The sequence below is a fragment of the Kitasatospora sp. NPDC091276 genome (genome assembly GCF_040684355.1).
Taxonomy (GTDB): domain Bacteria; phylum Actinomycetota; class Actinomycetes; order Streptomycetales; family Streptomycetaceae; genus Kitasatospora.
The window spans coordinates 1-26,607 of sequence record NZ_JBFBFU010000041.1 but is presented as its reverse complement, the minus strand read 5'-3'; the positions used below and the strand labels follow the sequence as shown (position 1 = coordinate 26,607).

18 protein-coding genes and 1 pseudogene are annotated in these 26,607 nt (G+C 66.4%); 8 read left to right on the top strand and 11 right to left on the bottom strand.

Annotation, left to right across the window (positions count from 1 at the left end):
• Positions 1–153: 153 nt before the first annotated feature.
• The gene (locus AB0O19_RS34300; RefSeq protein WP_363625169.1) at positions 154–627 is read left to right on the top strand and encodes an ATP-binding protein; all 474 of its coding nucleotides are present in this window, start codon (positions 154–156) and stop codon (positions 625–627) included.
• Positions 628–880: 253 nt separating this feature from the next.
• A complete protein-coding gene (locus AB0O19_RS34295; RefSeq protein WP_363625167.1) occupies positions 881–1,111 on the top strand; it encodes a hypothetical protein in 231 nt (76 codons plus the stop codon).
• A 150-nt stretch (positions 1,112–1,261) separates the two neighbouring features.
• Here the strand turns inward: AB0O19_RS34295 and AB0O19_RS34290 are convergent, their stop codons facing one another.
• From AB0O19_RS34290 to AB0O19_RS34280, 3 genes are all read right to left on the bottom strand, one after another.
• Positions 1,262–1,909 (bottom strand): M15 family metallopeptidase, encoded by a 648-nt coding sequence (locus tag AB0O19_RS34290; RefSeq protein WP_363625165.1) that lies wholly within the window; start codon positions 1,907–1,909, stop codon positions 1,262–1,264.
• Between the two features lie 98 nt (positions 1,910–2,007).
• Positions 2,008–3,183 (bottom strand): macrolide family glycosyltransferase, encoded by a 1,176-nt coding sequence (locus AB0O19_RS34285; protein WP_363625163.1) that lies wholly within the window; start codon positions 3,181–3,183, stop codon positions 2,008–2,010.
• Positions 3,184–3,944: 761 nt separating this feature from the next.
• Positions 3,945–4,430: an NUDIX hydrolase gene (locus AB0O19_RS34280; protein ID WP_363625161.1), complete on the bottom strand. Its 486-nt coding sequence runs from the start codon at positions 4,428–4,430 to the stop codon at positions 3,945–3,947.
• 886 nt (positions 4,431–5,316) lie between these two features.
• On the opposite strand from AB0O19_RS34280, the gene AB0O19_RS34275 reads away from it, so the two are divergent.
• Positions 5,317–5,823 carry a hypothetical protein gene (locus AB0O19_RS34275; RefSeq protein WP_363625159.1) on the top strand — a complete coding sequence of 169 codons (507 nt, stop codon included), beginning with the start codon at positions 5,317–5,319 and terminating at the stop codon, positions 5,821–5,823.
• Positions 5,824–6,192: 369 nt separating this feature from the next.
• On the opposite strand, the gene AB0O19_RS34270 is transcribed toward AB0O19_RS34275, so the two are convergent.
• Positions 6,193–9,723: an RICIN domain-containing protein gene (locus AB0O19_RS34270; RefSeq protein ID WP_363625157.1), complete on the bottom strand. Its 3,531-nt coding sequence runs from the start codon at positions 9,721–9,723 to the stop codon at positions 6,193–6,195.
• Positions 9,724–10,307: 584 nt separating this feature from the next.
• Here AB0O19_RS34270 and AB0O19_RS34265 point away from each other — a divergent pair.
• The gene (locus AB0O19_RS34265; RefSeq protein WP_363625155.1) at positions 10,308–17,450 is read left to right on the top strand and encodes an RHS repeat-associated core domain-containing protein; all 7,143 of its coding nucleotides are present in this window, start codon (positions 10,308–10,310) and stop codon (positions 17,448–17,450) included.
• 809 nt (positions 17,451–18,259) lie between these two features.
• Complete coding sequence (locus AB0O19_RS34260) at positions 18,260–18,655, top strand: hypothetical protein (RefSeq protein ID WP_363625154.1); 396 nt, start codon at positions 18,260–18,262, stop codon at positions 18,653–18,655.
• Positions 18,656–19,098: 443 nt separating this feature from the next.
• Here AB0O19_RS34260 and AB0O19_RS34255 read toward each other — a convergent pair whose 3' ends face one another.
• The 6 genes from AB0O19_RS34255 to AB0O19_RS34230 all read right to left on the bottom strand — a co-directional run bounded on the left by AB0O19_RS34255 (position 19,099) and on the right by AB0O19_RS34230 (position 23,519).
• Positions 19,099–19,626 (bottom strand): transposase, encoded by a 528-nt coding sequence (locus AB0O19_RS34255; protein ID WP_363625216.1) that lies wholly within the window; start codon positions 19,624–19,626, stop codon positions 19,099–19,101.
• Positions 19,623–20,162 carry a winged helix-turn-helix domain-containing protein gene (locus AB0O19_RS34250; protein ID WP_363625152.1) on the bottom strand — a complete coding sequence of 180 codons (540 nt, stop codon included), beginning with the start codon at positions 20,160–20,162 and terminating at the stop codon, positions 19,623–19,625. Before AB0O19_RS34250 ends, AB0O19_RS34255 begins: the two co-directional genes overlap by 4 nt.
• 104 nt (positions 20,163–20,266) lie before the next feature.
• Positions 20,267–21,679 carry a ParB N-terminal domain-containing protein gene (locus AB0O19_RS34245; RefSeq protein WP_363625150.1) on the bottom strand — a complete coding sequence of 471 codons (1,413 nt, stop codon included), beginning with the start codon at positions 21,677–21,679 and terminating at the stop codon, positions 20,267–20,269.
• Positions 21,672–22,256 (bottom strand): ParB N-terminal domain-containing protein, encoded by a 585-nt coding sequence (locus tag AB0O19_RS34240; protein WP_363625214.1) that lies wholly within the window; start codon positions 22,254–22,256, stop codon positions 21,672–21,674. Before AB0O19_RS34240 ends, AB0O19_RS34245 begins: the two co-directional genes overlap by 8 nt.
• A 271-nt stretch (positions 22,257–22,527) precedes the next feature.
• A complete protein-coding gene (locus AB0O19_RS34235) occupies positions 22,528–22,794 on the bottom strand; it encodes a hypothetical protein (protein ID WP_363625148.1) in 267 nt (88 codons plus the stop codon).
• Positions 22,795–22,967: 173 nt separating this feature from the next.
• The gene (locus tag AB0O19_RS34230) at positions 22,968–23,519 is read right to left on the bottom strand and encodes a sigma-70 family RNA polymerase sigma factor (protein WP_363625146.1); all 552 of its coding nucleotides are present in this window, start codon (positions 23,517–23,519) and stop codon (positions 22,968–22,970) included.
• A 171-nt stretch (positions 23,520–23,690) separates the two neighbouring features.
• Between AB0O19_RS34230 and AB0O19_RS34225 the strand changes: the two genes are divergently transcribed.
• Together AB0O19_RS34225 and AB0O19_RS34220 are read left to right on the top strand one after the other, a co-directional pair.
• Complete coding sequence (locus AB0O19_RS34225) at positions 23,691–23,966, top strand: hypothetical protein (RefSeq protein ID WP_363625144.1); 276 nt, start codon at positions 23,691–23,693, stop codon at positions 23,964–23,966.
• Between the two features lie 96 nt (positions 23,967–24,062).
• Positions 24,063–24,329, top strand: coding sequence for a hypothetical protein (locus AB0O19_RS34220; protein ID WP_363625143.1), 267 nt, complete (start codon positions 24,063–24,065; stop codon positions 24,327–24,329).
• 211 nt (positions 24,330–24,540) lie between these two features.
• Here AB0O19_RS34220 and AB0O19_RS34215 read toward each other — a convergent pair.
• Positions 24,541–25,779, bottom strand: a pseudogene (locus AB0O19_RS34215) (IS701 family transposase).
• Between the two features lie 148 nt (positions 25,780–25,927).
• On the opposite strand from AB0O19_RS34215, the gene AB0O19_RS34210 reads away from it, so the two are divergent.
• Positions 25,928–26,476 carry a hypothetical protein gene (locus AB0O19_RS34210; RefSeq protein WP_363625142.1) on the top strand — a complete coding sequence of 183 codons (549 nt, stop codon included), beginning with the start codon at positions 25,928–25,930 and terminating at the stop codon, positions 26,474–26,476.
• Positions 26,477–26,607 lie beyond the last annotated feature (131 nt).

Below are 26,607 nucleotides of genomic sequence, written 5' to 3'. Positions count from 1 at the left end.
CGCTGTCGATCAGTTTTCCCTGAAGCGAAGTTGATTGTCAGTGAGTTTATCCACCTTGGGTATTCAGCCTGGGTACGTCGACCGCATCGCCTCCCGGCAACCTGGAGCCACGGGCCGGAAGACCCGTTCCGGCCGCTGTCGAGCATCGGGAGGGTGGTGCACGTGATCAGCTCGGGAGAATCCCGGGACGACGCTGAGTCCAATGAGTCGGGCGCCGGGATAACCACGTTCGGGGCGATGCTCACCCGGCACCGTAAGTCCGCCGGCATGGCCAGGGACCACCTCCGGAAGTTCCTTGCGGAGGTTCCCGACGGCGCGGCCCTCGCGATGGACGGGCCGCTCGTGCTCACCGAGTTGGTGTCCAATGCCGTGGTCCACGGGCGGGTTTCGCCGGGGCGGGAGATTGCTGTCCGGTTCGAGCTGACCTGCGGCCATCTTCGCATCGAGGTGCACGACGCGAGCAGCGAGAAGCCGACGATCCGGCGGTCGACCGTGTCCGACGAGCTGTTGGGGCGGGGACTGTTCCTGGTGGAGGCCCTGTCCGTGGAGTGGGGTTGCGCGCCCCGCCCCGAAGGCTTCGGAAAGATCGTCTGGGCCTTGGTCGGCCCGGGAAGCGGTGCCAGATGAGGAACGGTCGGGCGTTCGGATCGGCGGCGACGCGATGCCTCTACTGCGGTGCGGGCCTGCGGAAGGCCGTGACGCGGAACATCGTGGTCAACGGACAGACGGTGGGCGTTCACATGTGGCACCCGCGCCGTGCGGGGGAGGTGTCGGCGCGATGACGGCGTTTCGGGATCACGACGGGACGGAGCCGGTTTCCGCCGGCGGGGAGGCGGGAGCGGCGTCGTGCCCGTTTCCGGTGGTGGTGGAGATCCGCGGCGTGACGGAACCCGCACGCTTCTCCCGGCTTCCGGACGCGTTGGCGGCGCTCCTGGGATCGCTCCGCGCCCTCCCGCTCAGCACGGATCAGCAGGACTACTTCACCGAGTTGTTCGGCCCGTCCGCCGTGCAGAAGGTCGGGCATCGGCTGGCCACTTTCGGCGAGGTGCGGACGCTGGCGTTCGTCGGCCTGACCCCGCACCTGGTCCGTCTCCACCCGGCCGAGTGGTGACCGTCGGCTAACGGCTCCGGGTCTTACGGATCACCGGGTAGCCAATGCGCCCCGGGGCTTCCGAGCCCCGGGGCGCTCTGGGTGGCCCGTCCTGTCGCCGGCGGGTCGGGCGGAGCTTGCGGCGGGCGTGGGAGGGCAGTCGCGTGAGGGCTATCGGTGTTGGGGGCCGTAGAGGGCGGCGGGTGCGCCTGTTGTGAGGGCCCAGTAGCGGTCGCCGTAGGACCAGTGCCACCACTCGGTGGGGTAGTTGACGAGGCCGGCGCGGGTGAGGGTGTGGCTGAGGAGTTGCCGGTTGGTGCGGGCTTCGGGGGAGAGGCCGGCGGCGTCGGTGTAGCACGCTCCGGCGCTTTCCTCCGGGTTGGCGTTGACCCGGGTGCCGAGGTCGAGTTCGTGGCCGTCGGCATCGGCCAGGGTGAGGTCGACGGCGGCGCCGGCGCTGTGTGGTGCGATCTCGGGCGGGGAGACGTAGCGGCTCGTGGCCGATCGGAGCTGCGCGGCCGGCCAGTTGGGGTGCGCGGCGCGCAACTCGGCGGCGTAGTCGTCGAAGTAGCGGCGCTGGAGGGCCGGCGGGCGGTAGCCCTCGACGAAGAGCAGCCGCAGGCCGTCCGGGAGGTGCGATTGGGCGTCGAGGAGCCGGTCGAGCACGCCGGACCGCAGGTGGGCGAACGCCCCGGTGTCGTCGTGCTTGCGGCCGTCCAGCAGGAGTTCGTGCTCGCGTACGTCCAGGAGACGCTCGCCGCAGTCCTGGACGGGGACGGCGGCCACCTGCGGGTCGGACATGAGGATGATCTCGGTCAACAGGGTCTCTTGGGGAGGAGGGAGCGGCGGTGCGGGCCCGGCGGCCGGTGCGGTGTCCGCCACCGCCCCGGGCGGCGGGGCGGTGGCGGACGGGTGGTTCAGATGAGGGCGGCCTCGACCAGGTCGGCGGCCCTGGCCGCGCTGCCGCCGGCGCGGACCTCGCGGCTGAGCTCGGCCAGCCGGGCGGTCACCGCCGGATCGCCGGTCAGCTCCAGCACGGCGGAGCGCAGCGCCTCCGGGGTGGCCTGGGGGGTGTCCAGCCGGCGGGCGACGCCGAGTTCGACCAGCCGGTCCGCGTTGTCGAACTGGTCGGCGGCCTGCGGTACCGCGACCATCGGCAGCCCGCAGTACAGGCCCTCGCTGCACCCGCCCATTCCGGCGTGGGTCACGAACGCGTCGGCCTGCTGGAGCACGGCGAACTGCGGCACCCACTGGTGCACTTCGATGTTGGCCGGGATCGTACCCAGTTCGGCCGGGTCGGTTGCCTGGCCGACCTGGAGAACGACGTGCCAGCCGGGCAGGTCGCCGAAGGCCTCCAGGCACGCGCGGTAGAAGTCGGGCTGGTGGGTGAAGGTGGAGCCGAGCGAGACCAGCAGCACCTGCTGCGCCCCCTCCGGACGGGTCCAACCGCCCTGGTGCTCGCGGGCGCCGAGGCAGGGCCCGGCGAAGGAGAAGATCTGGGGATCGACCAGCTCGATCTCGGGCTGGAGCACCCGCGGGATGAGCGCCAGCCCGCGATCCGGGCGCAGCATGTACCCGAACGGTTCGCCCGCCGGCACGCCGTTGTCGGCGAGCCACTGCGCGAACCGTTCCGGGATCTTCTCCGCCTCCAAGGCCTCCCGCGCCATCTCGAAGCGCGCCAGGTGGGAGTCCTCCCGGATGATCATGGACGGTGAGATCAGCATGGACGGCACGCCCCAGCCGTCGGCCAGCGCCCGGCCCGCGTACGCCATGAAGTCGTACAGGACGAGGTCGGGCCGGTCGTCGTGGAAGGCCTCGCGCAGTCGCGGCAGCATCGCCTGCGCCTCCTCGAAGATCATGGTGTGCACGCCGGCCCCGATGTTGGGGTCGACCCCGCCCTTGGCGATCGGCAGGGTCGTGTCGTGGGGCACGAGCCGGGCGCCGGTGGATTCGATCTGCCCGGCGAACGACGGGTCGTTGACATAGCTGACCCGGTGGCCGCGGGCGACCAGCTCCCGCATCACCTCCAGGCTGGGGTTGACGTGGCCGTGTGCCGGGATGTTCACCATGGCGATGTGTGCTGGTCGGGACATGTCGGGCCCTCTCCTCGTATGTCGCTAGGCGTCCTGCGTTCGGCTGGCTGACTTGACGTCAACTCGCCTGTCAGCACAGTACGTAACGTTTTCCATCGCCGCTGTGACGGGGGATACGGTTCGGCCGAAGATTGGTGGGTCCGGCGGCAGACGCTGCGCGACCTCGCGGACGGCGCGTGACGACGCGGCGCGGAGCCGCCGTCTCGCAGGACGGCTGGATCTCGGGATCCAGGGCCTGTTGCGAAAGTGTTGGCCGGCACTGGTTGTCAGGGTCCGGGCATGGCGCGTTTGGAGATCGAGATATCTGTCCCGGAGAGTCATGTCGAGAAGGTGATCGATGCTCTCCAGGCGGCCGGCGCGGGGCGGGTGGGCGACTACGCCCGGTGCGCCAGCCTCTGGCGGGTCACGGGGACATGGAAGCCCTTGCCTGGTTCTCGGCCCTACGACGGTGAAGTGGGCGATACGAGCCGGGCGAGGAGAGCAGGGTCGAATCCGTTTGCGATGCCGAGCGGGCTGAGGCTGTGCTGCGAGCGGTGCGCGCGGCTCATCCGTATGAGGAACCGGTCATCCACTTCCTGCCTTTGTGCGAGCCGGGCCTCGAACGATGACCGAGCCAGTCATGGCCACTCGTCGATGGCCACGACCGGCGTGGTTACTTCGGGGCGGACGGCGAGCTTGCTGTATGGAGTCGCGACGGCTCGGTGCCGCAGGTCGGCACGCACGACACTCCTACTCGCATCCAGTGGTTGCTGGGGGTGCCGTCAGAGGATCCCTGGCTGCGCGTGCGGCGCGCCGTGCTCAAGGTAGGCAGTCTCGCCCTGTGCCCGGGCGGCGTATGCGGCGTGGACTCGGCGGGCGAGCCGGGGGATGAGGAGCGCGTCGAGTTGGTCGACGTGGTGAAAGGAGTGCGCGCCGATCTCGACCTGGTCGACGGTGATGCGGTCGAGTTCGGCGGCCGGGAGAATCCCTCCGTCGAAGACGAAGAGGAGCTTGTCGCCCTCGGCGGGGTGGGGTGCCCAGTCGGCGACGAGCAGACGGCCGACGGGCGGGGTGATGCCGAGCTCTTCCGCGACCTCCCGGGCCGCGCCCTCGCTCGGGGGCTCGCCCGCGTGCAGGTAGCCGCCTGGGATTTCCCAACCAGGCTTGTAGGTCGGCTTCACGAGGAGGATGCGGTTCTCCTCGTCGAAGAACAGCACACCGGCTGCGGTGCGCGGCTGGGCCAGGGCTTCGTGCGGGGAGTCGGTCACGGCGAGACTGTAGTCGCCGTGACGGAATCCCCAGGGGGCTGCATCCGAGGCGTGCCCAATTCCGTTCTCCGGCTGCCTTGATCGACCCGGCGGCCCTACGCTGATGGCATGGCTGTGGATCCCGCTCTGCCCGTAGGCCGGCGCATCCAGTACTACCGGGAGCGCGCCGGGAAGTCCCGTCCGGTGTTGGCCGCGCTGACGCGGGAAGGCCCACCGCCACCAGGCGACGGGTCACCTCGGCGGGAGTAATCCCCCGGCAGCCCCCCACCCAACCACGCTCGGACCACAACTCCACAGAGGGCAAAGAATGCGCAAAGCCCACGCAGAACCCCAGTTCATGAAGGGTCCGACCCGGGCGTGCAGGGGCTGACCGCCCTGAGGGGCTTGCCGCCGCCGTGCTCGCGGGTCCGACCCGGGCGTGCAGGGGCTGACCGCTCGCGGTCGAGCTGAACCCCCAGCACAAGATGTCCGACCCGGGTGCGCAGGGGCTGACTGGCCCAACTTCCTCCGGCAGTACGCGAAAAGGAGGCCTGCGCCGAAGTGCTGACCCCTTCTCCCGGGGTGATGGTACCCGCAGGTTCGCCTGCTACTTGCCGCTCTTGCCCTTGCCGCCCTCAGCCCCCTTCGTGGCCCTCTTCTTCCCGGACTTCTCCGGAGCTTCGCCGCCGCCCTGGCCGTGGCCTTCCAGGGCCCGCAGCCGGTCGCCCCGAACCGCACGACCCGGTACGTCCTGCGCTAGCTCTACTGCGCCGAGTCGCAGCTGATGCGGGACGGGCCCGGACTGCTCCTGGGGCTCTCCGTTCGACCGAGCGTGCCCGCTACCGGGGGCGCCAGTCTCCTTGTCCGTGGCGGCGACGATACGGGGCGGCTTCGGGAGGAGTTCACCTTGGCCGTTGCCGGGCCGCAGGGTGGTGATGCGGGGCCGGTCGCCGTGGACATGGGGGACGCCGCATGCCCGGAGGTAGTGGGCGAACTGCCAGTTGCGGCAGGTGCGGAAGAGCGGGTCGTCGGCGTGGGGGTCGTCGGCGGGGATATCGGCGTCGGTGAAGGGGATGGGGCGGACGCCGTCAAGGTGGACGGTGAGGTCCTGGACGGTGAGGTCTTGGGTGTGGCCGGGGGCTGCTTCGAGGGCGAGGTGGGGGTTGTCGGCCCAGCGGTAGGGGCCGGCGGTGACGCCGCACAGGTACCAGGCGAGGGCGTGTGGGAACTCGTTGAGTTCGACGGTGGCGTGGCGGGTGGTCTCGTCAATGAGGCGCCTGCAGCGGCCGTGGAGAGCGACGGCACAGTGTCGGCTGAGGTCGATGCCGGTGACGTACTTGAGCTACAGGTGCCGATACCGACGCCCTCCCGCCTCGATGGCCATGGATGGCAACTTACTTATCCTGTCTACTAGTTGAACAAATCTATCGCTTATCTTTTATACTCATAATTGTTAGTGGCCTAACCGCCGTCCCGCTCCCGACAGGCGTCGGTTGCTGCGGTCTGTCGACGACAGCCTGCATAGCGGTCATGCAGTCGAAGGCGATGGTGTTCGAGGCCCGGCTCGCTCCCGACCGAACAGTTGGAAGGCCTGGTTATAAGCGCCCCGGCGGTGGTGTCGCAAGCCTCACCGCCGGGGCTCTGCCGCCCTTGCCTCGCACGACTGCTTTCCGTCCGGAGGGCGCTCGATACCGGTACATGCAAGCAGGGCGAGGGACCCGGAATGGCCGGTCCCCTCGCCCTGCGGTTGCTACGTCAGCTCACCTTGGTGATGGCTGACGCGTTACGGGGTACGTTCGGGTTGCAGGGTCCACTGCTGGTTGGCCTGCACGCCGGGGCAGGTCCAGATGCCGAGGCGGGTGCCCTGGTCGGTGGCCCAGCCGGGAAGTTCGAGGCACTGGCCGCCGGGGTTGTTGGCGGGGTCGACGGTTGCCGGCAGGTAGATGCGGCCGTCGGGGCGCATGCTCCACTTCTGGCCGGTGTTGCCGGTGCAGGTGGTGAGGATGACACGGGTGCCGTTGCCGAGTGCGTTGTCCTTGGTGGACAGGCACCAGCTGCCGGCGCGGATGGTGCCGTCGGTGGCGAAGCTGAACCGCTGGTTGGCGGTCTGCCAGCAGCTGTAGATGGCAACTTCGGCGCCGTCGCGGGGGCCGTTGACGGCGTCCATGCACTGCGAGTTCACGGTGTTGGGGTGGACGGAGACGCTGGCGTCGGCGTAGCCGAGGAACTGCCAGTTGTCGAAGCCGTCGACCTTGTTCGTGGCACCGGTGCTGCTCTTGCCGGGGAAGACGGTGATGGCGTTGCTGTTGTTGATGGCCCAGAGGTCGGGGTAGCCGTCGTTGTTGAGGTCCGCGGCGCCTATCTTCGGCTGGGCCGCGGCGCTCCAGTTCGCGCCGGTCAGGATGGGAGTGCCGGCGTCGGGCTTGGTGAGGGCGGAGTAGTCGACGGTGCCGTCGGCGTTGAAGCCGAGGGGGTAGGCGTAGATGTCGCCGGTGGTGCGGCTGCGTGCCCAGAGCGTGGTCTGGTTCGCGGTCGCCTTGGTGGCGGGGTTGGTCGTGGGCCCGTTGGCGGCGCCGGGGTTGATGAGTTCGAGGTCGTTCCAGCTGCCGGAGAGGGTGGGGATGAGGGTGGTGCTGCTGAGGAGGTTGCCGACGGGGTTGAAGACGTAGAGGTTGTTGTTCTCCAGCGTCATGATGGACGTCTGGGTGGTGAAGACCGTCTTCGTCGGGTCGCCCGGCTTGGGGCCGACTGCCTCGCCCTTGGGTGTGCCGAACGCGATCACCTGGGAGACGTTGCTCCAGTCGCCGCTGTTGTATCCGTCGCACGGCGTGGTGGTGCCGTAGACCTTGCAGGTGGTGGGGCGGCTGGGTGCCAGGGGTTGGCTCTGGTCGAAGCGTCCGGTGCCGTCGTTGGGGATGACGTAGAGGATCTTCTTGAGTTCGGCCGCGGCGCCCGTGTAGTGGACGACGAGTTGGTCGACGGGCAGTCCGGCGGTGAGGGCGCCGTGGTGGCTGATCTGGTAGTCGGCCCAGGTGGCCCCGTACTTGAGGTTGCCGGGTGCCGCGGCGGCGGGCGCGACCAGGGAGTTCGTCGGGTCGGCGGTACCGCCGATGATCCGCAGGTCGCCGTTCTTGTCGGCGAGGACGATGTCCGGCTGCTGGTCGTTGGTGACGTCACCGAACAGCGGCTGGGTACCGGGCTTCCAGGGCACGTAGAAGTTGTAGAGGGCCGGCTGGCTGTAGTTGCCGGCGTTGTCCATGGCCCACGCGTAGAGGGTGTTGGTGCCCCACTGGCGCGGCTGGTAGTCGTAGGGCTGTCCCGGCGAGAGCGTGCCGCTCTGGCCGCACTTCCAGCCGACGACCGGGGTCGGGTCGGTGCTCACCCGCACGCAGGCGACGCCCGAAGCCTGCAGACCCGCGCCCGGGGCCGGGTCCTCCGCGTTGATCGCGAACCTGCCCCAGTCGTTCATGTACTTGGCCGGGGTGGGGTTCGGGGTGCCGGACGGCGGGAAGTCGGACGAGCTGATGCTGACGCGCGGGTTGGTCCGGTCGACGCGGAAGTAGCACCAGGCGCTTTCGGGTGAGCTGAGAGTGCCGTCACCGGACTGGGCATACCAGCCGTACTGGTGGCCGTCGCTGAGCGAACCGGGTGTGACGGACTCGGCGGGGTCGTTGTAGCTGCGGCCCCACCGTCCGTCCGTGAAGGAGAAGTTGCCGTCGTTGTCGTCCCACATGCGGTAGCTGGTGTACAGGGACTGGCCGGCAGGGGAGTAGCTGTTGGCGGTCAGGTAGATGTTCTGGTTGCTGCCGATCCAGCCGGGGTTGTCCCAGGGGTGGGCGCCGCCGGTGGTGCACTCGGCGGTGCTGTTGTTCCAGGCGAAGCCGGGGGCGGGGCTGGTGCGCGGGTACCAGACGGTCGGGGTGATGTCGTAGGTGGTGGTGATGTACGGGTTGTTGGCGATGTAGTGCCGGAAACTCTTGTCGTACTCGTTGTTCATCGGGGCGATGGCGGCGGTCCACCAGGGCCACTGGCCGGCGATCGCCTGCTTCATCATGTCGGTGACGTCGACGGCTAGCGGGCCGGTGCCGGTGATCCACTGGCCGTTGACCGTCGGGCAGTTCTCCATGACGACGGTCTTGCTGTCCCCGCAGGGCTGGTCGTTCCAGCTGGTGTGCTCATGGATGGGCTTGGGCGCCGAGTACACCACGAGTGGCGTGTTGGTGCTGGGGCTGGAGGCGCCGGTGACCTGGAAGTTGAGGGTGGAGTTGAAGATGGTCGGCGGGCTCTCGGCGCCGCCGGGCTTGGTGTAGAGCGCCGGGTTGATGCCGAATTGGAAGTAGGCGCGCTGGCGGCCCAGGTCACCGCAGTCCAGGCTCGGGTCGCTGCTGTGGTAGCCGCAGTAGCCGGTGGCCAGGTTGCTCTTCTTGTTGAAGTTCTCCGCCGTCTTGTGGTTCTCCTGGACCTCCACGGCTCCTTGGACCGAGCTCGTCGCCACGAGCGACGGGTCGAGGTACCACGGGCCGGTGCCGGAGCCGAGCGCGTCCTGGTTCGGCGTCAGTTCGATGGCCGAGGAGGTGACCTTGGTGGAGATCGCGGCGACGTTCGCGCCGTCGCCCGGCTCCTCTGTGGACGAGCGAATGCCGGCCGCAGGTGCTGGGTCTGTTGCGGGCGCGGCTGCGGCTGCCATGGCGGACTTCACGGTCTTGGACGCGGCGGGCGGCGTGGAGGAGTCCCATTGCAAGGGTGAGGGCGAGCGGAATCGCAGGTCGCCCTTGTCGTCCTTGACGTCGATGCGGCCTTGGTCGTCGGAGGTGACTGTCAAACCCTGGGCGGTGATCGGAAAGCGCAGGGTCTTCAGTGCGGGGTTGACGGCGGCCTCGGGCGTGCGGACCACGATCACGTCGCGCCAGCCGCCGATGGGCAGTGCGGTCAGTTGGAGGTCGACGCCGGGCAGCACGTTCGCGTAGGTGGCGGTCGCCCCGTTCAGGACGGGCTTCGGCAGTGCGAACGGTGCGCTGACGGAGAGCTTCTTGCCGTCGGAGGTGGACACGGTGGCCATCGGCCCGCCACCGCCGCCAGAGAGGGCCAGGGCGGTGCTCGCGACGGTCGGGCTGACGGTGCCATCGGAGTTCTCACGGAGGGTGGCATCGAGGTCGGCCCAGCCATTGTCCTGCTTCACTCTGACCGGTTGGGCATTGTCAGTGGTCGTCAGCTTGCCGTCCGGGTTGGCGACGGTCTTCGACGCCACGTCGGTCAGAGCGTCGATGACGACCGGCTTGCCCGTGGACTTGGCCTTGGCGACTGCGTCCAGCACCGCCTGCTGCAGAGGTGTACGAGGCGGGGCGGGTGTGGGCGGAAGAAGTGGCGCCGCCCCACCGGCCGGGCCGTGGGTCGGCGTGGCGTCGGGTTCGACGGCCAGGGCGGTCGGCGCGGCGAGCAGACCGAGGCTCAGGACGCAACCGGTTCCGAGCGCGGTCAGGCGAGTCACACGTTTGCGTGTCGATGATGGCGGTGGCGTGCTCGTGATTGTCCGTGACGTGGTGGACATGGATCTTCGGTGAGTCCCTCCCGGTCGGCAGACGCTGCTGTGTCTGCGTTCGGATGGGAACGATGTGGCCTGGCCTGTCGATAGGTCAAACCCATTACCGCCTTGCGTAGGCATGTCCTGATACGCACCGATCGCGATTCCCAAGACTTTGCAAATTTCTCATACACGGCGGCCGAACACCCTGGTGGCGTGTTCGATTCTTCACTTATCGTCACGCTGACCATGGCACTGCCACGCCTTTTTGACGTTATGTCGATAATCATTGGAGCGATGTGAAGATGTTTTGGGCTGCCCACAAACGGGCTGGAAGACCACCAGGCAACCGGTGGCGTTCGTCTGTTGTGGCGGCGATGGTCGCCCTGACAATGACCGGGATAACCGCGCCGCCCGCTGTGGCGTGGACCTACCCCGCGCCGAAGGGGAAGGTCTGGACTCCCCCGCACACGCCGCTGGGTGACGCGACCGTCTCGGTCGAGGGAAAGGACGCCCCGAAGCCGGCTTCCAAACCGGCTTCCAACGCTCCTGACTGGAAGCCTGAGCCGACGGCGCCGTTGGTGACCGGTACCGCGACGGTGGCTTTGGGGGCCGACAGCCCTGAAGCGCAGACCGGCGCGAAGGCGGGGGCGCTGGCCGTCCAGGTCGCTCCCGGCACCGGCAAGGGCGAAAGCGCGCACACGGTCACGGTTCAGGTAACCGGGCCGGAGACGGGCAAGGCGGCCGGCGTCACCGGCCCGCTCATCGCCCTGAGCGACGCCGAAGCGCCCACCAGCGGCGAAGGCCGTGCCGCGAGCGTCACCCTGGACCTGAAGGCACTGCAGGCGGCCGGTTGGTCCGACCGGGCCCACCTCGTCGCCCTGCCGGCCTGCGCACTGACCACGCCGGACCTGCCCGAGTGCCGCACCCAGAACCCGGTTGCGGCGAAGACCGACGGGCAGGGCAAGATCACCGCCGACGTCACGCTGCCCCCCAGGGCAGCTCCCCAGCAGGGGCAGAACGAAGCCGTGAAGGCCTCGTTCACCACGACGGCAGCGCCCGCTCAGGCGGTGGCCGCCACCGACAAGGGTGAAAGCGGTGGCTCGGTGGTGCTCTCCGCAGCGCCGTCGCCCTCCGGCGCCATGGGCAACTACACCGCGACATCTCTGTCCCCGTCCTCTGCCTGGTCCGCCGGGTCCAACACGGGCAACTTCACCTACAGCTACCCCATCGAGGTACCGCCCGCACTCAGCGGCTCGGCTCCGACCGTGTCGCTGGGCTACAACTCGGCGGACGTGGACGGCAAGACCTCCTCGACCAACGCCCAGCCCTCGTGGATCGGCGACGGCTGGGGCTACGAGCCTGGCTTCATCGAACGCTCCTACCGCAGCTGCGACAAGGCCGGCATCACGGGCTCGGGCGACGAGTGCTGGGGCGGGCAGAACGCCACCCTTTCCCTCAGCGGCCATTCGGGCAAGATCGTGCGCGACGACGCCACCGGCACCTGGCACCTCGAGAGCGACGACGGCTCCAAGGTCGAGCAGCTCACCGGGGCTTCGAAGGCCGCGGGCGATGTCGACTACCAGGGTATGGAGTACTGGCGGATCACCACGTCTGACGGTGTCCAGTACTACTTCGGCCTCAACCACCTGCCCGGTGGCGACGGCTCCGACCCCGCCGCGAACTCCGTCCTCACGGTGCCGGTGTACTCGCCGAACAACGGCGACCCCTGCTACAACTCCGGCAGCGGGAAGAACTCATGGTGCCAGATGGCCTGGCGCTGGCAGCTCGACTACGTGGTTGACCCGCACGGAAACCTGACCACGTACAAGTACGCCGCCGAGGGCAACAAGTACAAGCGCGGCCGCGTCCAGAGCGGCGGCACCGGCGCCCTCGCCGACTACCAGCGGGCCGGCTACCTCAAGGAGATCGCCTACGGCCAGCGTCTCGACGAGCAGAAGGCCGCCAAGGGAAGCACCAGCCCGGCGGCCAAGGTCCTTTTCGACGTCGCCGAACGCTGCATGCCCGACGCCACGAACGACTGCTCCGAGGGCAAGCGCGCCGGCAACGCCAACGCGTGGCCTGACACGCCGGTCGACCAGATCTGCACCGACAGCAGCTGCGTCAACTCCGCACCGACGTTCTTCACCACCAAGCGCCTGACCACGATCAGAACCCAGATCATGGTCAACTCCGCGCCACGTACCGTCGACACCTGGAACCTCAACCAGGAGCTCGCCGACCCCAAGGACGGCACCAAGCGCCTCCTGCAGCTCGACTTGATCCAGCGCGTCCCGAGCAACGGACAGGCAGAGATCAAGAACCTGCCCCCGGTGCAGTTCCAGTACCAGATGCGGGCCAACCGCGTCGACGGCCTCGTCCCCGCCTCGCCGATGTTCATGCGCCCGCGCATCCAGAACATCACGACCGAGATGGGCGGCAGCATCGACGTCATCTACAACGACCCCGAGTGCTCCCGGGTCAACAACCACATGCCGTCCTCCGAGGACAGCAACACGATGGCCTGCATACCCGTCAAGTGGTATCCGGACTTCTGGTCTTCCAAGGACCCGGTCAACGACTGGTTCGACAAGCCCCTCGTCAAAACCGTCGTCGAGCAGGACCTCGTCAGCACACCCAACATCGGCAGGACCACCGAGTACACCTACAACGGCGGCGCGGCCTGGCACCGCAACGACGCCGAGTTCACCGACCCCAAGACCCGCACCTGGGACAACTTCCGCGGCTACCAGTCGGTGACCACCACCACCGGAAGCGGTAGCTCCAGCGAGGCGCCCAAGACCCAGCAGAAGGTCACCTACCTGCGGGGCATGAACGACGACTACCTCGCCAACGGCACAACCCAACGCAGCGTCCAGGTCCCCAGCCCGCTCGGCGGCACCGTCACCGACAGCGCCCAGCTCGCCGGCCGCGTCGTCGCCACCGAGACCTTCGACAAGGCCGACGGCACAGTCACCGCGGTCTCCGGCAGCACCTACACCGGACAGACGACGTCCGCGACCCACGCCCAGAGCGCGGGAGCCCCAAAGATCTACGCCTGGCGTCCTGACTCCGAGACCACCTCAATCGCCAAGGCCAAACTCACCGACGGCAGCTGGCGCACCACCACGGTTGTCACCACCACGGAACCGGCCAACGGCAACCGCGTCGTCAAGGTCGACGACAAGGGCGACGGCACCGCCGCCACCCCGGAAACCTGTGCCATCACCAGCTACGCGGCCAGCGACAACCCGCAGCTGCTCACACTCGTCTCGGAGAAGACCGCCTTCCAGGGATCCTGCGCAGGTAAAGCCACCTCGGCGAACACCCTGTCCAGCGGCCGCACACTCTACGACGGCAAGCCCTTCGGGAAAGCTGGCACGACCGGCGACCCGACGAGCAACCAAGTCCTCGACCACTTCGACCAGGCCGGCAACGCCGTCTACGCCCATACCGGCAGCGCGACGTTCGACGCCTACGGTCGGAGCCTGACGACAGCGACCACCGACGGCTCCACCTACAACGCCTCCGGTGCCGTACTGGCCGGCCCATCGATCACCCCCGCAGCGACCAAGGTCGTTCTCACCCCGGCCACCGGTGCCCTGCCGACCCAGGTACGAACCACCGGACCCATGGGCGCAGACTGGACCACCAGCACCACACTCGACCCGGCCCGCGGCTCCGCACTCACCAATACCGATGCCAACGGCCGCGTCGTCACCGCCCAGTACGACGCCCTCGGCCGGCTCACAGCCGTCTGGGCACCGGACCGCCCGACCAACCAACTCCCGAGCAAGCAGTTCACCTACTCGCTCAATGGCACCAAGAGCCCGTCCACCGTCAAGACCGAGTCGCTCAACGACGACGCGGCCACCTACTCGGTGAACATCAGTATCTATGACGGTCTGGGTCGCCCCCGCCAGAGCCAGAGCACCAGCGCCGCCAAGCCCACCGGGCGCCTCATCACCGATACCGTCTACGACACCCACGGCTGGGTCATCAAGACCTCGGCACCGTACTACGAGAAGAGCTCCTTCCCCACCGAATCAATCTTCGTCCCGGTGGGTGACGGCCAGATACCAGGCCAGACCTGGAACACCTACGACGGCAACGGACGCGTCGTACGCGCGGAGTTCCGCTCCTACGGCAACCTCCAGTGGGCCACCACCACCGCCTACCCCGGTGCGGACCGAACCGACACCACCCCGCCGAGCGGCGGCGCGCCAACCTCGTCCGTGACCGACGCCCGGGGCCACACCACCGCCCTCTGGCAGTACCGCACACCCACCGCGACCGGCAACAGCACCGACGCGGACATCACCACCTACGCCTACACGCCCACCGGCCAACCTGCGTCGCACACCGACAGCAGCGGCAACACCTGGACCCACACCTACGACCTCCACGGCCGCCAGGTCTCCGCTTCAGACCCGGACACCGGCGTCACGAAGACGTACTACGACGTCAACTCGCGCATCGACCACACTGTCGATGCCAAGGGCAACACTCTCTCCTACACCTACGACCTGCTCGGCCGTAAGACCGGCACGTTCAACGGCGGCGTGACACCGGCCAACCAGCTGGCAGCGTGGACCTACGACACCCTCGTCAAGGGCCAGCCCACCTCCTCCACCCGCTACGTCGGCGGCAGCGGAGGCGCCGCCTACACCACCGCAGTGACCGGCTACGACACCGCCTACAGGCCGCTCGGCACCTCCATCACCATCCCACCCGTGGAAGGGGCACTCGCCGGCACCTACACCACCACCAACACCTACAGCCCGGTCCTCGGCACTGTTACCGAGACCGACATCCCCGCAGCCGGCGGGCTCCCGGCCGAATCGATCACCTACGCCCAGACCATCACCGGTCTGCTCTACGGATCCGCCAGCCTCGAGCAGGCCATCGTCGCCCAGGTCGACTACGACGCCCTCGCACGCCCCGTACGGACGACAGTCGGCCAGTACGGCACACAGGTCGTCTCCACCCAGCAGTACGACTGGGCCACCGGACGGGTCATCAACAACTTCGTCGACCGCCAGGTCGGAACCGTCTCGGTCGACCAGACCAGCTACACCTACACCCCTTCAGGCCGGATCACCTCGGTCACCGACATCCAGGACGCAACCGCAACCGACACCCAGTGCTTCACCTATGACCACCTGAGCCGACTGACCGGCGCATGGACCGACACCGCAGGCACCGCCACCACCGCCGACTGGACCGACACCTCAGGCGCCGTCCACGGCACCGGCAGCTCCACCACCGTCCCCGGCATCGGCGGCTGCAACAACACGAACGGCCCGGCCACCGTCAACCCCGGCGGACGGACCATCGGCGGACCGACGCCCTACTGGAACACCTACACCTACGACGCCACCGGCAACCGCACCGGATACGTCCAGCACGACATCACCGGCAACAGCCTCAACGACACCACCACCACCCAGACCTTCGGAGCCACCAAAAGCCGCAACACCCCCACCAACGCCCCCAACACCGGCGGCGGAACCGGCGGGCCCCACGCCCTGCTCACCTCCACCACCAGCGGGCAGGCAGGCACCAAGGCCGTCAGCTACCAGTACGACGCCAAGGGCAACACCACCGCCATCACCGACACCGGCGGCACCACCACCCTGACCTGGAACGGCGAGGACAAGCTCGACACCCTCACCAAGACCGGCCAGGCCGCCGCCACCACCTACCTCTACGACGCCGACGGCAATCAGCTCATCCGCCGCAACCCCGGCAAAACCACGCTCAACCTGCCCACCGACGAACTCACCCTCGACACGGCCAGCGGCTCCACAAGCAACGTCCGCTCCATCCCCGCCCCGGGCGGCCTGACCTACACCCGCGTCACCGCCGCCATCGGCGGAGGCACCGTCCTGATCCAGGCCGCCGACCCGCACGGCACCAACGGCCTCCAGATCAACACCGACGCCAACCAGACCGTCACCCGCCGCCCCACCGACCCGTTCGGCAACCCCCGCGGCACCCAGCCCGCCACCTCTGACTGGGCCGGCACCAAGGGCTTCATCGGAGGCAGCAAGGACGACACCACCGGACTCACCAACCTCGGCGCCCGCCAATACGACCCCGTCCACGGACGCTTCATCAACCCCGACCCCATCCTCGACCCAGCGAGCCCCCAGCAGTGGAACGGCTACGCCTACAGCAGCAACAACCCCGTCAATCTCTCGGACCCCTCAGGCCTGCACTTCGAAGAGTGCGGCAACGGGATGTACACATGCAGCGGCGGAATCACGCCAATTGAAAAGGGGCGCGACTATGACAAGATCGTAGAAGAAAACAAAACGACAGAAAAGTTCCAAGCATACTCTGCCTACACCTACTGGAGGACCCACAAGACAGTTCGAGAACAATATGCAGTCAAATGCAGCAACGGTCGATGCAACCCGAACTCCAAGGAAGGTCACGAAGGCAACAACAGGGACTTCCTTTTCGGCCTTGGTGCAGTCGCGATTGCACCGATCGACTTCGCCCACGCGATTATTCATCTGGGTGATCACGAATACAGCAAGCCCGGCCCAATGGATTCCTACGTAAGCTGGGCCATGGGGCAGGGCCTCGACCCGCACAGTGCAAATTTTGCTTCGGGAACATATCTCCCTGCTTCGATAGGAGACGCCTACGCCGCTAGTCCGGGGGCGCCTGGTCGGATGCCGTGCAACAGCTTTCCTGCGGGAACCGCAGTTCTCCTCGCGGACGGAACCGCCAAGCCAATTGACCAACTGACCGCCGGTGACAAAGTCACCGCAACTGACCCCCAGACCGGCAACACCACTGGGGAAAGTGTCACGCAAACCATCATCACACCTAACGACGAGGACTTCACCGACCTCCAACTGAGCGCCCCGACCGAAGCGGATCCTTCTGCAGAAACCAGCAGCTCCGCCGCATCCGCCGTCACGCTCACCTCGACTCAACACCACCCATACTGGGATATCACCACCAAGCGGTGGACCAACGCAGCAGAACTCCACGCGGGCGACCAACTCCTGACGCCCACGGGCGACACCGTCACCATCGCATCGATTCGGAACTATCAAACCACCCCAGCCACTGCCTACAACCTCACGATCAACAAGCTCCACACGTACTATGTGCTCGCGGGGACGACACCGGTCCTTGTTCATAACTGTCCTATGGCAAAGCCGCCCACTGTTTCAGAGCTGACAGCAGCCGAACGAGAAAAGGCTATTGCTGTAGCGGCAAAGAACGGACACACCCTAGGGGAGCTGGGCAGGGGACGAGCCGGTGCAGATGGCGCGCATGGCGGATTCAGGCTATGGGACAATGGCAGCGGAAGCCTCGATCTCAGGACGCCCGGGCAACTCGGCAAGGTAAATTCATCGCCATACACGAAAGATGATATTCAAGTATTTTCGGATTACTTTAATAAGGTGGCCAGCGTGTCCGAAGGGCGCGGAAATCCCAATCCAAGTGCTGCAGATAGGGCAACTCTTCTCGACTGGTACAGTGAGAATATGGAGTGATCGTGATTAGATTTGACGTGGTTGCCGACAGCGACACTCCTCTGGTAGTTCAGTTTGAGCCGGCAGCAAATGAGGTGACCGTTTCTCCCGGCGATCGAATTGTCATCGAATGGCCCGATTGGGATGGCAGGGCTGTCGGATCGTTCTATTGGCGGCCGGATCGGTTGATAATCGCTGAGCCCAGCGCCGCGCCGGGATCGGGTTGGCCACGGGTCTGGAATTCAAGCGGAGAGGAGATTACCTATTAGCCAAAGTCGGCGACGGCCCGTCGGTTCATCCGGCGGGCCGTCGCCGACTTTTTCGCGAGTCAGCCGTCGATATATCGCATGATGTGGTCCGGTGCCGAGTGATTGCTGGTCCGGCGATTTGATTGCCCCCGGGGATTCAGAGACCTACACCTTCGCAGAGTTGTGCAATGCTGGCAATTGAGTGCCCGACACGTACTATGTGCTGGCGGGAAGCACGCCAGTCTTGGTTCACAACTGTGGGGAAACGGGGCCAGAGGTAACAGTCAAAAATCTGCCGGAGGTTACAGCCCCCAGAGCCCTGAAGCCTTCTCAGGCAGGGAAAGCGTGGGAGGACTTCTTGGGAGAAGGACCATACACAAATATCCATCCTCGCACGGGTGTGCCGGACCCGAACCGCCTTGTATCTGCTGATGGCCGCCGCAGCATTCGGATGGGAGATCATGAGATGAACAGCAAGCCCACAAAGTTCCACTTTCATATGGAAACATGGGATTGGCTTTCCCCGTCAAATGAGTGGACCGTTAGTAATGAGATGGTCCGCGTCCCACTGGGGCTGAAGTAGTGAAGGTAGAGATCACCAGAGTATTGGATAACCCAAAGGGATGGGTTGCATTCCGGTGTGCGCTCGGGAGCGCCTTCGCCTGCTGGATGGGGCCAACGCCTGCCCGGCGGGGGGAGTTTGACGTCGAAATTGAAATTCCGGAGGAGGTCGCAGATTTGGCAATCGTCGACGATGCACCCCGCGGTTCAATCATGGGATTCACCGAAGGGAAGGGCCCTATCTCCATCTCGGGTACAGTCGTCGAGATCGGCGAGGGAGATGACCCCATCGTAGGGCTAAGGCTTGGCTCCGACATCGTTCTCATCGAGGCGCCGGATCGAAAATGGGAGATAGCTCCAGGAGATGTGATTTCTCTAAATGTATCTTCGATTCAACTTTACCCGTACGACCTGTAATGTTGAATCGATCTGAACCAGAATGGTCTTGCATTTACTCCGCAGGGTGATCCTGGTGTAAATCCAGAAGCCTCTCCCCAAAAATTTCGGGAGAGGCTTCTGGCGTCTTGACGGCAACGTCAGCGGAAGGGCACTGCACGCTGCACCTCCGATACGTAGACGGTGGCCGTGACGCCGATGTGGGCATGTCCGAGCAGTTCCTTGATGATGACGAATTCGACGGTGACATGGCGGGTGGTCTCGTCGATGTGGCGGCTGTAGCGGCCGTGGGGGGCGACGGCCCAGTGGCGGCCGAGGTCGATGCCTGTGACGTACTTGAACCACAGGTGCCAGCACTGAAGCTCCCCCGTCTCGATGGTTGCGGACGGCTACTCCGTTGCCCTGTCTGCTAGTTGGACAATCCTTTACTGAAGTTGAATGGGTGATGTCGGGCCGCGTGGTGGTCAGTCGTCCATGATCAGTCCGGCCTGGGCGAGGCATCCGTCGATCAGGTGCGGTCGGTACTGGATCTTCTTCAGACTCCGCTTCACGCTCTTGGTCAGGTGGTTGAGGTTGGCCACGGCAAGATTGCCAATGGTCCGCTTGACCAGCGACCAGATGCCTTCCTGCGGGTTGAGGTCCGGGGCGTACGAGGGCAGTTGGAAGACCGTCAGCCAGTCCTCGTTCGCCGCGATGAACTCCTTCATCGGCGGCACAAGGTGGACGGACAAGTTGTCCCAGACGAGCACGATCGGGCCGCCGAGCTGTATGCGAGCCCGGAGGATGAGGTCGCGGTAGTCCTGCCAGCTGAAGCTCTTGCGTTCGCCCTTACGTCCTCGGTGCAGGCGGACCCGGTAGATCAGCCGGGAACGTTCGCCCTGCTTGTAGCAGCTCATCCCGGCCATGGATATCCGTCCGGAGCCTCCGCCCCGCACCCGCACCACCGGCGTGCACCCGACTCGGCCCCAGGTCCTGGCGCGCGGCGGCCTCAGTGTCTGTCCGGCCTCGTCCTCGAAGACCAGCCAGGCTCCCCGAGCCGCCGCGGCGCTTTCACCTGGAGCCACACCTCCTTCCTCCACAACTCGACAGAGTCGTCGTCGCGTTCGATCGCCCCCCGGGTCGGCTGCTGCCACGACCAACCGTGGCGCTTGAGCAGGCGCCAGGTCCCTTCCACGGTGTAGCTGACGTGGAACATCCGACCGATCAACGTCTTCACCCGGACCAACGTCCAGCGCTGGTCCTCCCAGCCGTGGGCCAGCGGGCCGCGCTCCAACTCCTTTTCAAGCCGCGCGATTTGCGCATCACCCAGCCTCGGACGCCCAGGCGATCCCTTGGACTGGACCCCATCCGCTCCCAGCTCCCGCCACTGCCGGCGCCAGCGTTCAACGGACCGCTCGCTCACCCGCAACACGGCAGCGATCTCCCGGTTCTTCTCCCCGCCCTCGAAGCGAACGACTGCCTCCAGCCGGATCCGCTCCCGCGCGGCCCTCTCGGCGTCGGTCAAGCCGCCGCCCTGCGCGTATCTCACAGGCCAGAACTACCGGAGCCGTCCAGCGCCTGTCAGGCGAACAGCCCCGACATCACCCGATCAAGTTCAGTAGCTTATCTTTTATGCTCCTAACTGGCGGTGTCCTAGCCGCCGTCCCGCTCCCGACAGGCCCGCATCAGCGCCTCCACCAGCGGCCGGTGCCTGTTGTGCCGGTACTCCCTCGGGTACTCCATGTTGAACTCCAGCTCCAGCGCCGCCCGCCGCTCTTCTTCCGGCAGCGCCCTCGGCTTGCGGCACACCGCGTAGATGTTGCTCCCGTTCGGGTTGCCCCGAACCTCCACCTCGTCGAAGTACCGGCCCATCAGCGACCGAAGCGGCTCAGGGTCGTGGAACCTCTGCATCGTCCACACGCCGGCACGGAAGCTCGCCGTGAACCCGTTGTCGTCCAGGAACTCGACGCTGCGCCTGTACCGGCCGTTGTTACGGGCCTTCTTCCCACCGACCCTGCGCGCGACGGAGCCGAGCGACCTGGTCCCGGTGTAGAAGGTGCTGTCCTTGGCGAGCAGCGAACTGCACGTGGCGACCACGGCGTTCTCGAACTCCAGCGAGGTGACGGAGTTCAGCACCGAGTCCAGTACGACGACGTCGTAGAGGCCGTTCGCGGGGATGTCCCGCTGGAGGTCGCGGATGTGCGAGACCGTGGCCGCCACGTCCAGCGCGTTCTGCCTCCCGGCGGCCTTGACGTGCGGCTCGTACCAGTGCGCGTCCCAGCCCTGCGCCTTGATCCGCTGGATGTAGGCCAGCTCTCCGGCGCCGAAGTCCATGACCCGCTGGCCGGGGCGCAGCGCGGGCAGCACGTGCTGCTCGTACGTCGTGGACTTGTTGGAGTCGCCTTCGTCTCCGCCGAGGCGGTGCATCTGGCACCAGTGCTGGTTGTAGGCGCGGATGCCGAGCTGGGTGTAGTCGTAGTCGCCGTAGTCGCCGTCCAGCCACACGGCGAGTTCGTCGGCCTCCTGCACGGACATGCGGTAGCACAGCAGCGGCAGCTTGAGATCGGCGACGACCACCGCGTAGTCGTTGTTGAGGATGACCCTGCCGTCGCTGTCGGCGACGACCGAGCCCCACGTGCCGTAGCGGGTGACCAGGCGGCGGATCTCGGCCTGGATCGCCGGGTTCGAGTGGGACACCGCGGTGACGTCCTCGGGCTGGATCCACTCCCAGCCGTGCCCATCAGGCCCGGACGCGGGCACCCGCACCTTCGAGCCATCGGTCTCGATCGAGTTGTGCAACAAGTTGAACTGGACTTCGTCCTGGGTGGAGACGTGGCCATCGAGGAGGATCGCCGGGGCGTGGGTCTGGCCGATGGCCTTCAGGGACTTGGTTCGCTGGTGGCCAGCCACGAGGATGCCGTTGCCGTTGACGATCACCGGCTTCACCCAACCGAACAAAGCCAGGGACCTCTGCAACCGGTCGAACGCCTCCTCCGACAGGCGGCGCGGGTTGTACGGGGCGGGCTTGAGCCCGTCGATCGCGTACGCCTCGACGAACTTAGGCATCGACGGCCTCCTGCTGCGCGTCGCCGTGCTGGTCGAGGAGGTAGTGAGCGAAGCCGGTGTCGGTGCCGCGGGCCTCGTAGAACGCCTCGTGGATGTTGTTCAGCCGTTCGACTTCGTCTTTGGTGATCTGCACGCGGGTGGTGCCCCACTGCACGAAGCCCCACTGCAGGTGCTCGTCGACGGTCTTGTCGCCTTCGCGGTCGCTGGTCTCGGCGGCGAGCTGGGACGGCAGCTCAATGCCGTCGAGGAGGTCATCGACGGCATCGTGGTCGTAGCCGGTCCCGTCGAGGTCGGGCAGGGCACCCAGGATGTCGGCCAGCAGCTCGGTGTCGTACCCGGCCAAGTCGCTGGTGCGGTTGTCGACGATCACAATCTTCGCGGCCGCGTCGTCATCGACGTCAACCCAGGAGACCGCGATCTGGTCCCAGCCGCGCTGAACGGCAGCATCCCAGGTGTGGTTGCCGGCCAGGATTTCGTTCAGGCGGCCGGTAAGCGTGCCCCGGTTGACGACGATCGGCTTGAACTGGCCGTGCCAGTACAGAGAGTCGGCGACGGAGTTTACATCGCCACGCCGCAGGTTGCGGTAGTACCGGGTCAGGTCGCGATCGGAACGGCAAGAGGCAGCAGGGAGTCAACGATCCGGTCGATCGGAGCAGGCACGAGCTGGATCCTTCATAGGCCGATTCCCCGCGCCCTACTGGGCAGCCAGCCTAGACGATCACAGGACGGGAGCCTCCATTCACCGTTCCCGAGCGGGGAGTCCCTGCACATCCGACAAAGCACGGGCGGGAGCCGACGGGCAGATCCCACCCGTGCTGCAGGAACTCCGCAGGACGCCAGCGGCGTCGCTACCTGGTACTCCAGGCGGAGAATGCCACACCCGCGAGTGTCGCAAGCGCAGCTACTGCACTCCACACGACCGCGGTGCGGCGCCAGTACGGCGGTTCTTCGCCAGCTTCCGACGGTTTGTACTTCGTAGCTTCCGCCTGAGCGACAGAGCCACCATCGGCGATCGCGACCGGCGTGGTGATCTGCAGTTGCGTACCAGTCCCGCCAATGTTGATGTTGATCACCGGCGGCTGCAATGGTGGGTTCGCGCTACCGTTGCTGTCCAAGTAGTCCTCCTGTAGGTGCTGCTTGTCTCAGGGCGGTAATGGGTTTGCTATGTACCGCTTCTGATGGGGCCCGGCTCGGTGGGGGGTACGATCCCTCACCGGGCCGGTGGTCGCCTTGGTCGGCCGCTCTGGGGGTCCGCGCACAGCAGCCGAAATCCTGGAAATTTCGCAGTTCATGATGGATCGGTTGACTGATGCAGGTTCAGAGTTCTGCGTAGACGGTCAGTGGCCCGTCGGGCGAGGGCCCTCGCGTTGGTCTCCGAAACCCCCAGGTAAGCCGCCACCTCATAAAAATCGAGCTCAAGGATGTGGCGGAGCACGACCACCTCGTACTGGCGCTCTGGTAGTTCCAGAATGGCCTCGAAGAGACCGGTCGCGTCATCCATGAGAGCAAGGCCCGCCCTGGCTGACTCAAACACCTCCCGAGCGGCGCCGGCCCGCCGCTGCACGTAGCCGAACTCGCGCCTGATAGCTTTCCGCGTGATTGACCAGGCGTAGGCTGCGGGGATCTCCTGCCTTAGGACGAACCTCCAGTTGGCCGCCAGCTGGGAGAAGGTTTCCTCAGCGATCCGTAGCGCCCGACGCCGGTCACCAAACCTTGCATACACGAAGCTGTAGTGAGCGCGGAAGTGGACGTCGTGGAAGGCCTCGAACGCGAGACGTTCTCGCCCACTGAGGGCCGCCCCGTTACTGGACTCCTGAGCAGCATCGGTAACTTCACTCAAGGCTGGGGATGGTAGGACAGCCACTGCCCGTGCGACAGCTCCTTCTCTACCCGCCGGCAGAGACCTCTCCGGTCGATCTGCGTCGAGCCTATTCGGAGATCCGGACGACGTTGGCTGAGGTCCTACCCCATCCGCTACTCGACGCGGCGGACAACCGTCAGCATCACCTGGTTGACCGTCGCCACCATGTACGGAGTCGATCTGGTCGGACGGTGCGGGCTTGGAAACTCCCTCGCGTTCGGTGTCTTGGCTCAACTGAGCCAAGAGGTCCGCCAGTTCCGCCGCGCGCTCGTCGCGCTGACGCCTGGCGTCGTCCCGCTGCTGAATAGCGCGACTAGCTGCACTTGCGGCGACCTGCCCTCGTTCGCGAAGGTCAGCGATTTGGACACGCAGGCGGCTATTCTCCCTGTCCAGCCGCGCAGCTCTGGCTTTAAGGGTCTCGGCTGATTCGTGATCGGGTTCATTCGCTCGGTGGAAAGCCTCCGCCGCTAACGGCAAGGTCCTGTAAACGGACTCACTCGCTGAGCAAGGTGACGGCGAGGATTGGCCATTGAGAGCATCTCGACCTTCCTGCGAACGGGCTCGCCGGACATCGATATCGTCGAAGCAGACCTCGGCTACAGCGTCGACGAAGTCGACCGTCAGATACATTCCTGCCAGGCGGTCGGCTACGGCGGTTCGACCCATCTTCGGGCACCGGCGACCGGCCATGAGTCCGGTATGCAGGTCCCTTACGGTCATGCCGGTCGCGTCGAGCCAACACCGCATCAGCAGGGCCGTAGAGTCTGCCTGCTGACTTCGGCCACGTAACGGCCCCCACGGCCTGGTCCGTCGGCTTCCTGACAATTGCGCACTCCTCGAAGGTCGAGGACCACACTCTCCACCAGGGCGAGTGCGGTTCGAAAGTTGTCCGGCAAATCTCCCGGACAACTCCCTGATGCCCTCCTTCAAGAGGCCCGAGACACATGCAGGAAACTCGCACAAATGATCTATGAGCTAGTACTCCAGCTGTAGTTCACGATCATGCTGATGTCGCGGCTTGGCGTTGGTAGTGGCTGGCCTGGGAGCGAGCCTGATGGCGGCTTCTCCAGATGGACCAGCGAAGCCAGTGGTCGGCCTCGTGAACGGATCTGGCGACATGGGCTATGAAGAGTCGCTGGATTTCGTTGCATGTCAGCGGTATCAGGCCGTCGGGCCCGGGGCGGAGTTGGTGCTCCTCGGCGCGGACGACGGCCAGGAAGGCATGGGCGAGCATGGCGAGGGTGACACAGCGGGACCAGGACGTGTAGCGGCGGAGTTGGTGCTCATCGAGGCCGGCCCGGCCCTTTCCAGCCTGGAATGCCTCTTCGACTCTCCATCTGGATCCCGCGACCCGCACCAGGGCTGTCAGCGGCACCGGTCGGGGTGGGTAGCAGCGGTAGTAGGCGAGTTCGCCGGTAGTGCGGTTGCGGCGGATCAGCAGGTGGCGGTGGCCGGGAGCGGTGCTGGGCAGGTCGATGTGGGCCCAGTCGTAGAACCGCTGTCCTTTGGCTCCGGCTCCGGCGGACAGCTTCTGCCAGGCCCGTCTGGGGGGCTTCTTGGCCAGGGCGTCCGCGCGGAGCTTGCCGACCCCGGTGGTGACCTCGTGGGTGCGAGCCACCGCGAGGACGTAGCCGGTGGTGCGTTCCTCCAGGGCCGTGCGCAGTTGGGGGTTGCCGCCGTAGACCTCGTCTCCGGCCACTCAGGGGGCGTGGTGGCCGGAGTCCAGAAGGCGGGTGATCATGCGGGCGGCCAGTTGGGGCTTGGTGGCGAACGCGGTGTCCGGGGCGAGTCCGGCCGCCCGGCAGCGGTCGGGCTGGTCGGTCCACGAGCGCGGAATGTAGAGCTCGCGGTCCACTGTGGCGTGTCCGCGTCGACCTGTGTAGACGAGGTAGACGGCCACTTGGGAGTTCTCGATTCTCCCCGCGGTGCCGGTGTACTGGCGCTGGACGCCGACGGTGTGGGTGCCCTTCTTCACGTTGCCGGTCTCGTCGACCACGAGTACCGCCTGGTCGTCATGCAGGTGCTCGACGACGTAGGCGCGCAGGTCGTCGCAGACGGCATCGGCGTCCCACTTGGCTCGGCTCAGCAAGTGCTGCATGGCGTCAGGAGTCGCCTCTCCATCCCATTCGGCGATGGTCCAGCAGTTCTTCCTCGGCAGGTCCGCGAGCAGTCCCATGACCAAGCGCCGTATTCGGTGGCGGGGTTCGACCTGGGCGAACCGGCCCGCAATACGGCCCATCAGGCCCTCGAACGCTTCCTGCCAGTGGTCGGCGTCTACGCTGTGACCTGCGGCCACCGCGTGATCGTTTGTCTTCACACACTGATGATCAACGGTGGCCGCACCTGCACGTGCCGATGGGACGGCAAGGCTCGTAGAGGAGGACGCAGTGCTGGGATTGCTGGGCTTCTACGACGAACTGGACAACCGCTCCGGCCAGCCGAACGGATCGATACACGATGCCGTCCGGCCTGTCGGCGAGTCGGACGAGGCGGACCTGGTGGCCTACCTGGATGCTGGCCACATCCTCATCGACGTCATGGAGGCGGGACGCGACGCCATCACCGGCAGCGCCCACCGCCACTCCCCGGGGTGCTCTTCACTGACGACAGACGGTACCTGGCTGTGGCGCCAGGACTTCCCGCACTACGTGGAGACGCACCACGTCTCGCTGCCTGAAGCGTTCGTCGAACACGTCCGTAGCCTGAATTATCGGATGCCCACCATCACCGTCGCGCAGTTCGCTCCCCGCTACGACGAGACGATGCCCCTGGTCGGTTGGGCCTCGGCTGTCCCATGGCGATCGACTGCGGCCCTGCTCGTGCCAGAACCACGAGCGGTCATCAGCAAGGGCGAGTTCGACGCGGCGACGCTGGCCCAGACTCGAAGCCGGCCACACGGCAGCTGGGGCAAGCCGCGCAAACCATGGCGAGCATAGGCGCCACCGGCACAGGAGCGATCTACAGCTGGAGTACTAGTGTCCTGCGCCGGAGATCCGTCGGCAGAATCGGGCGAGGGAGTCGAGGATCTCGTCGGCGGTCTTGGTCCAGGTGAACGGTGTGGGGTCTT

Excerpts from the sequence above, each read along its gene's own strand:
- AB0O19_RS34265 (WP_363625155.1), top strand. The coding sequence starts at position 10,308 with ATGGTCGCCCTGACAATGACCGGGATAACCGCGCCGCCCGCTGTGGCG.
- AB0O19_RS34285 (WP_363625163.1), bottom strand. The coding sequence starts at position 3,183 with ATGTCCCGACCAGCACACATCGCCATGGTGAACATCCCGGCACACGGC.
- AB0O19_RS34245 (WP_363625150.1), bottom strand. The coding sequence starts at position 21,679 with ATGCCTAAGTTCGTCGAGGCGTACGCGATCGACGGGCTCAAGCCCGCC.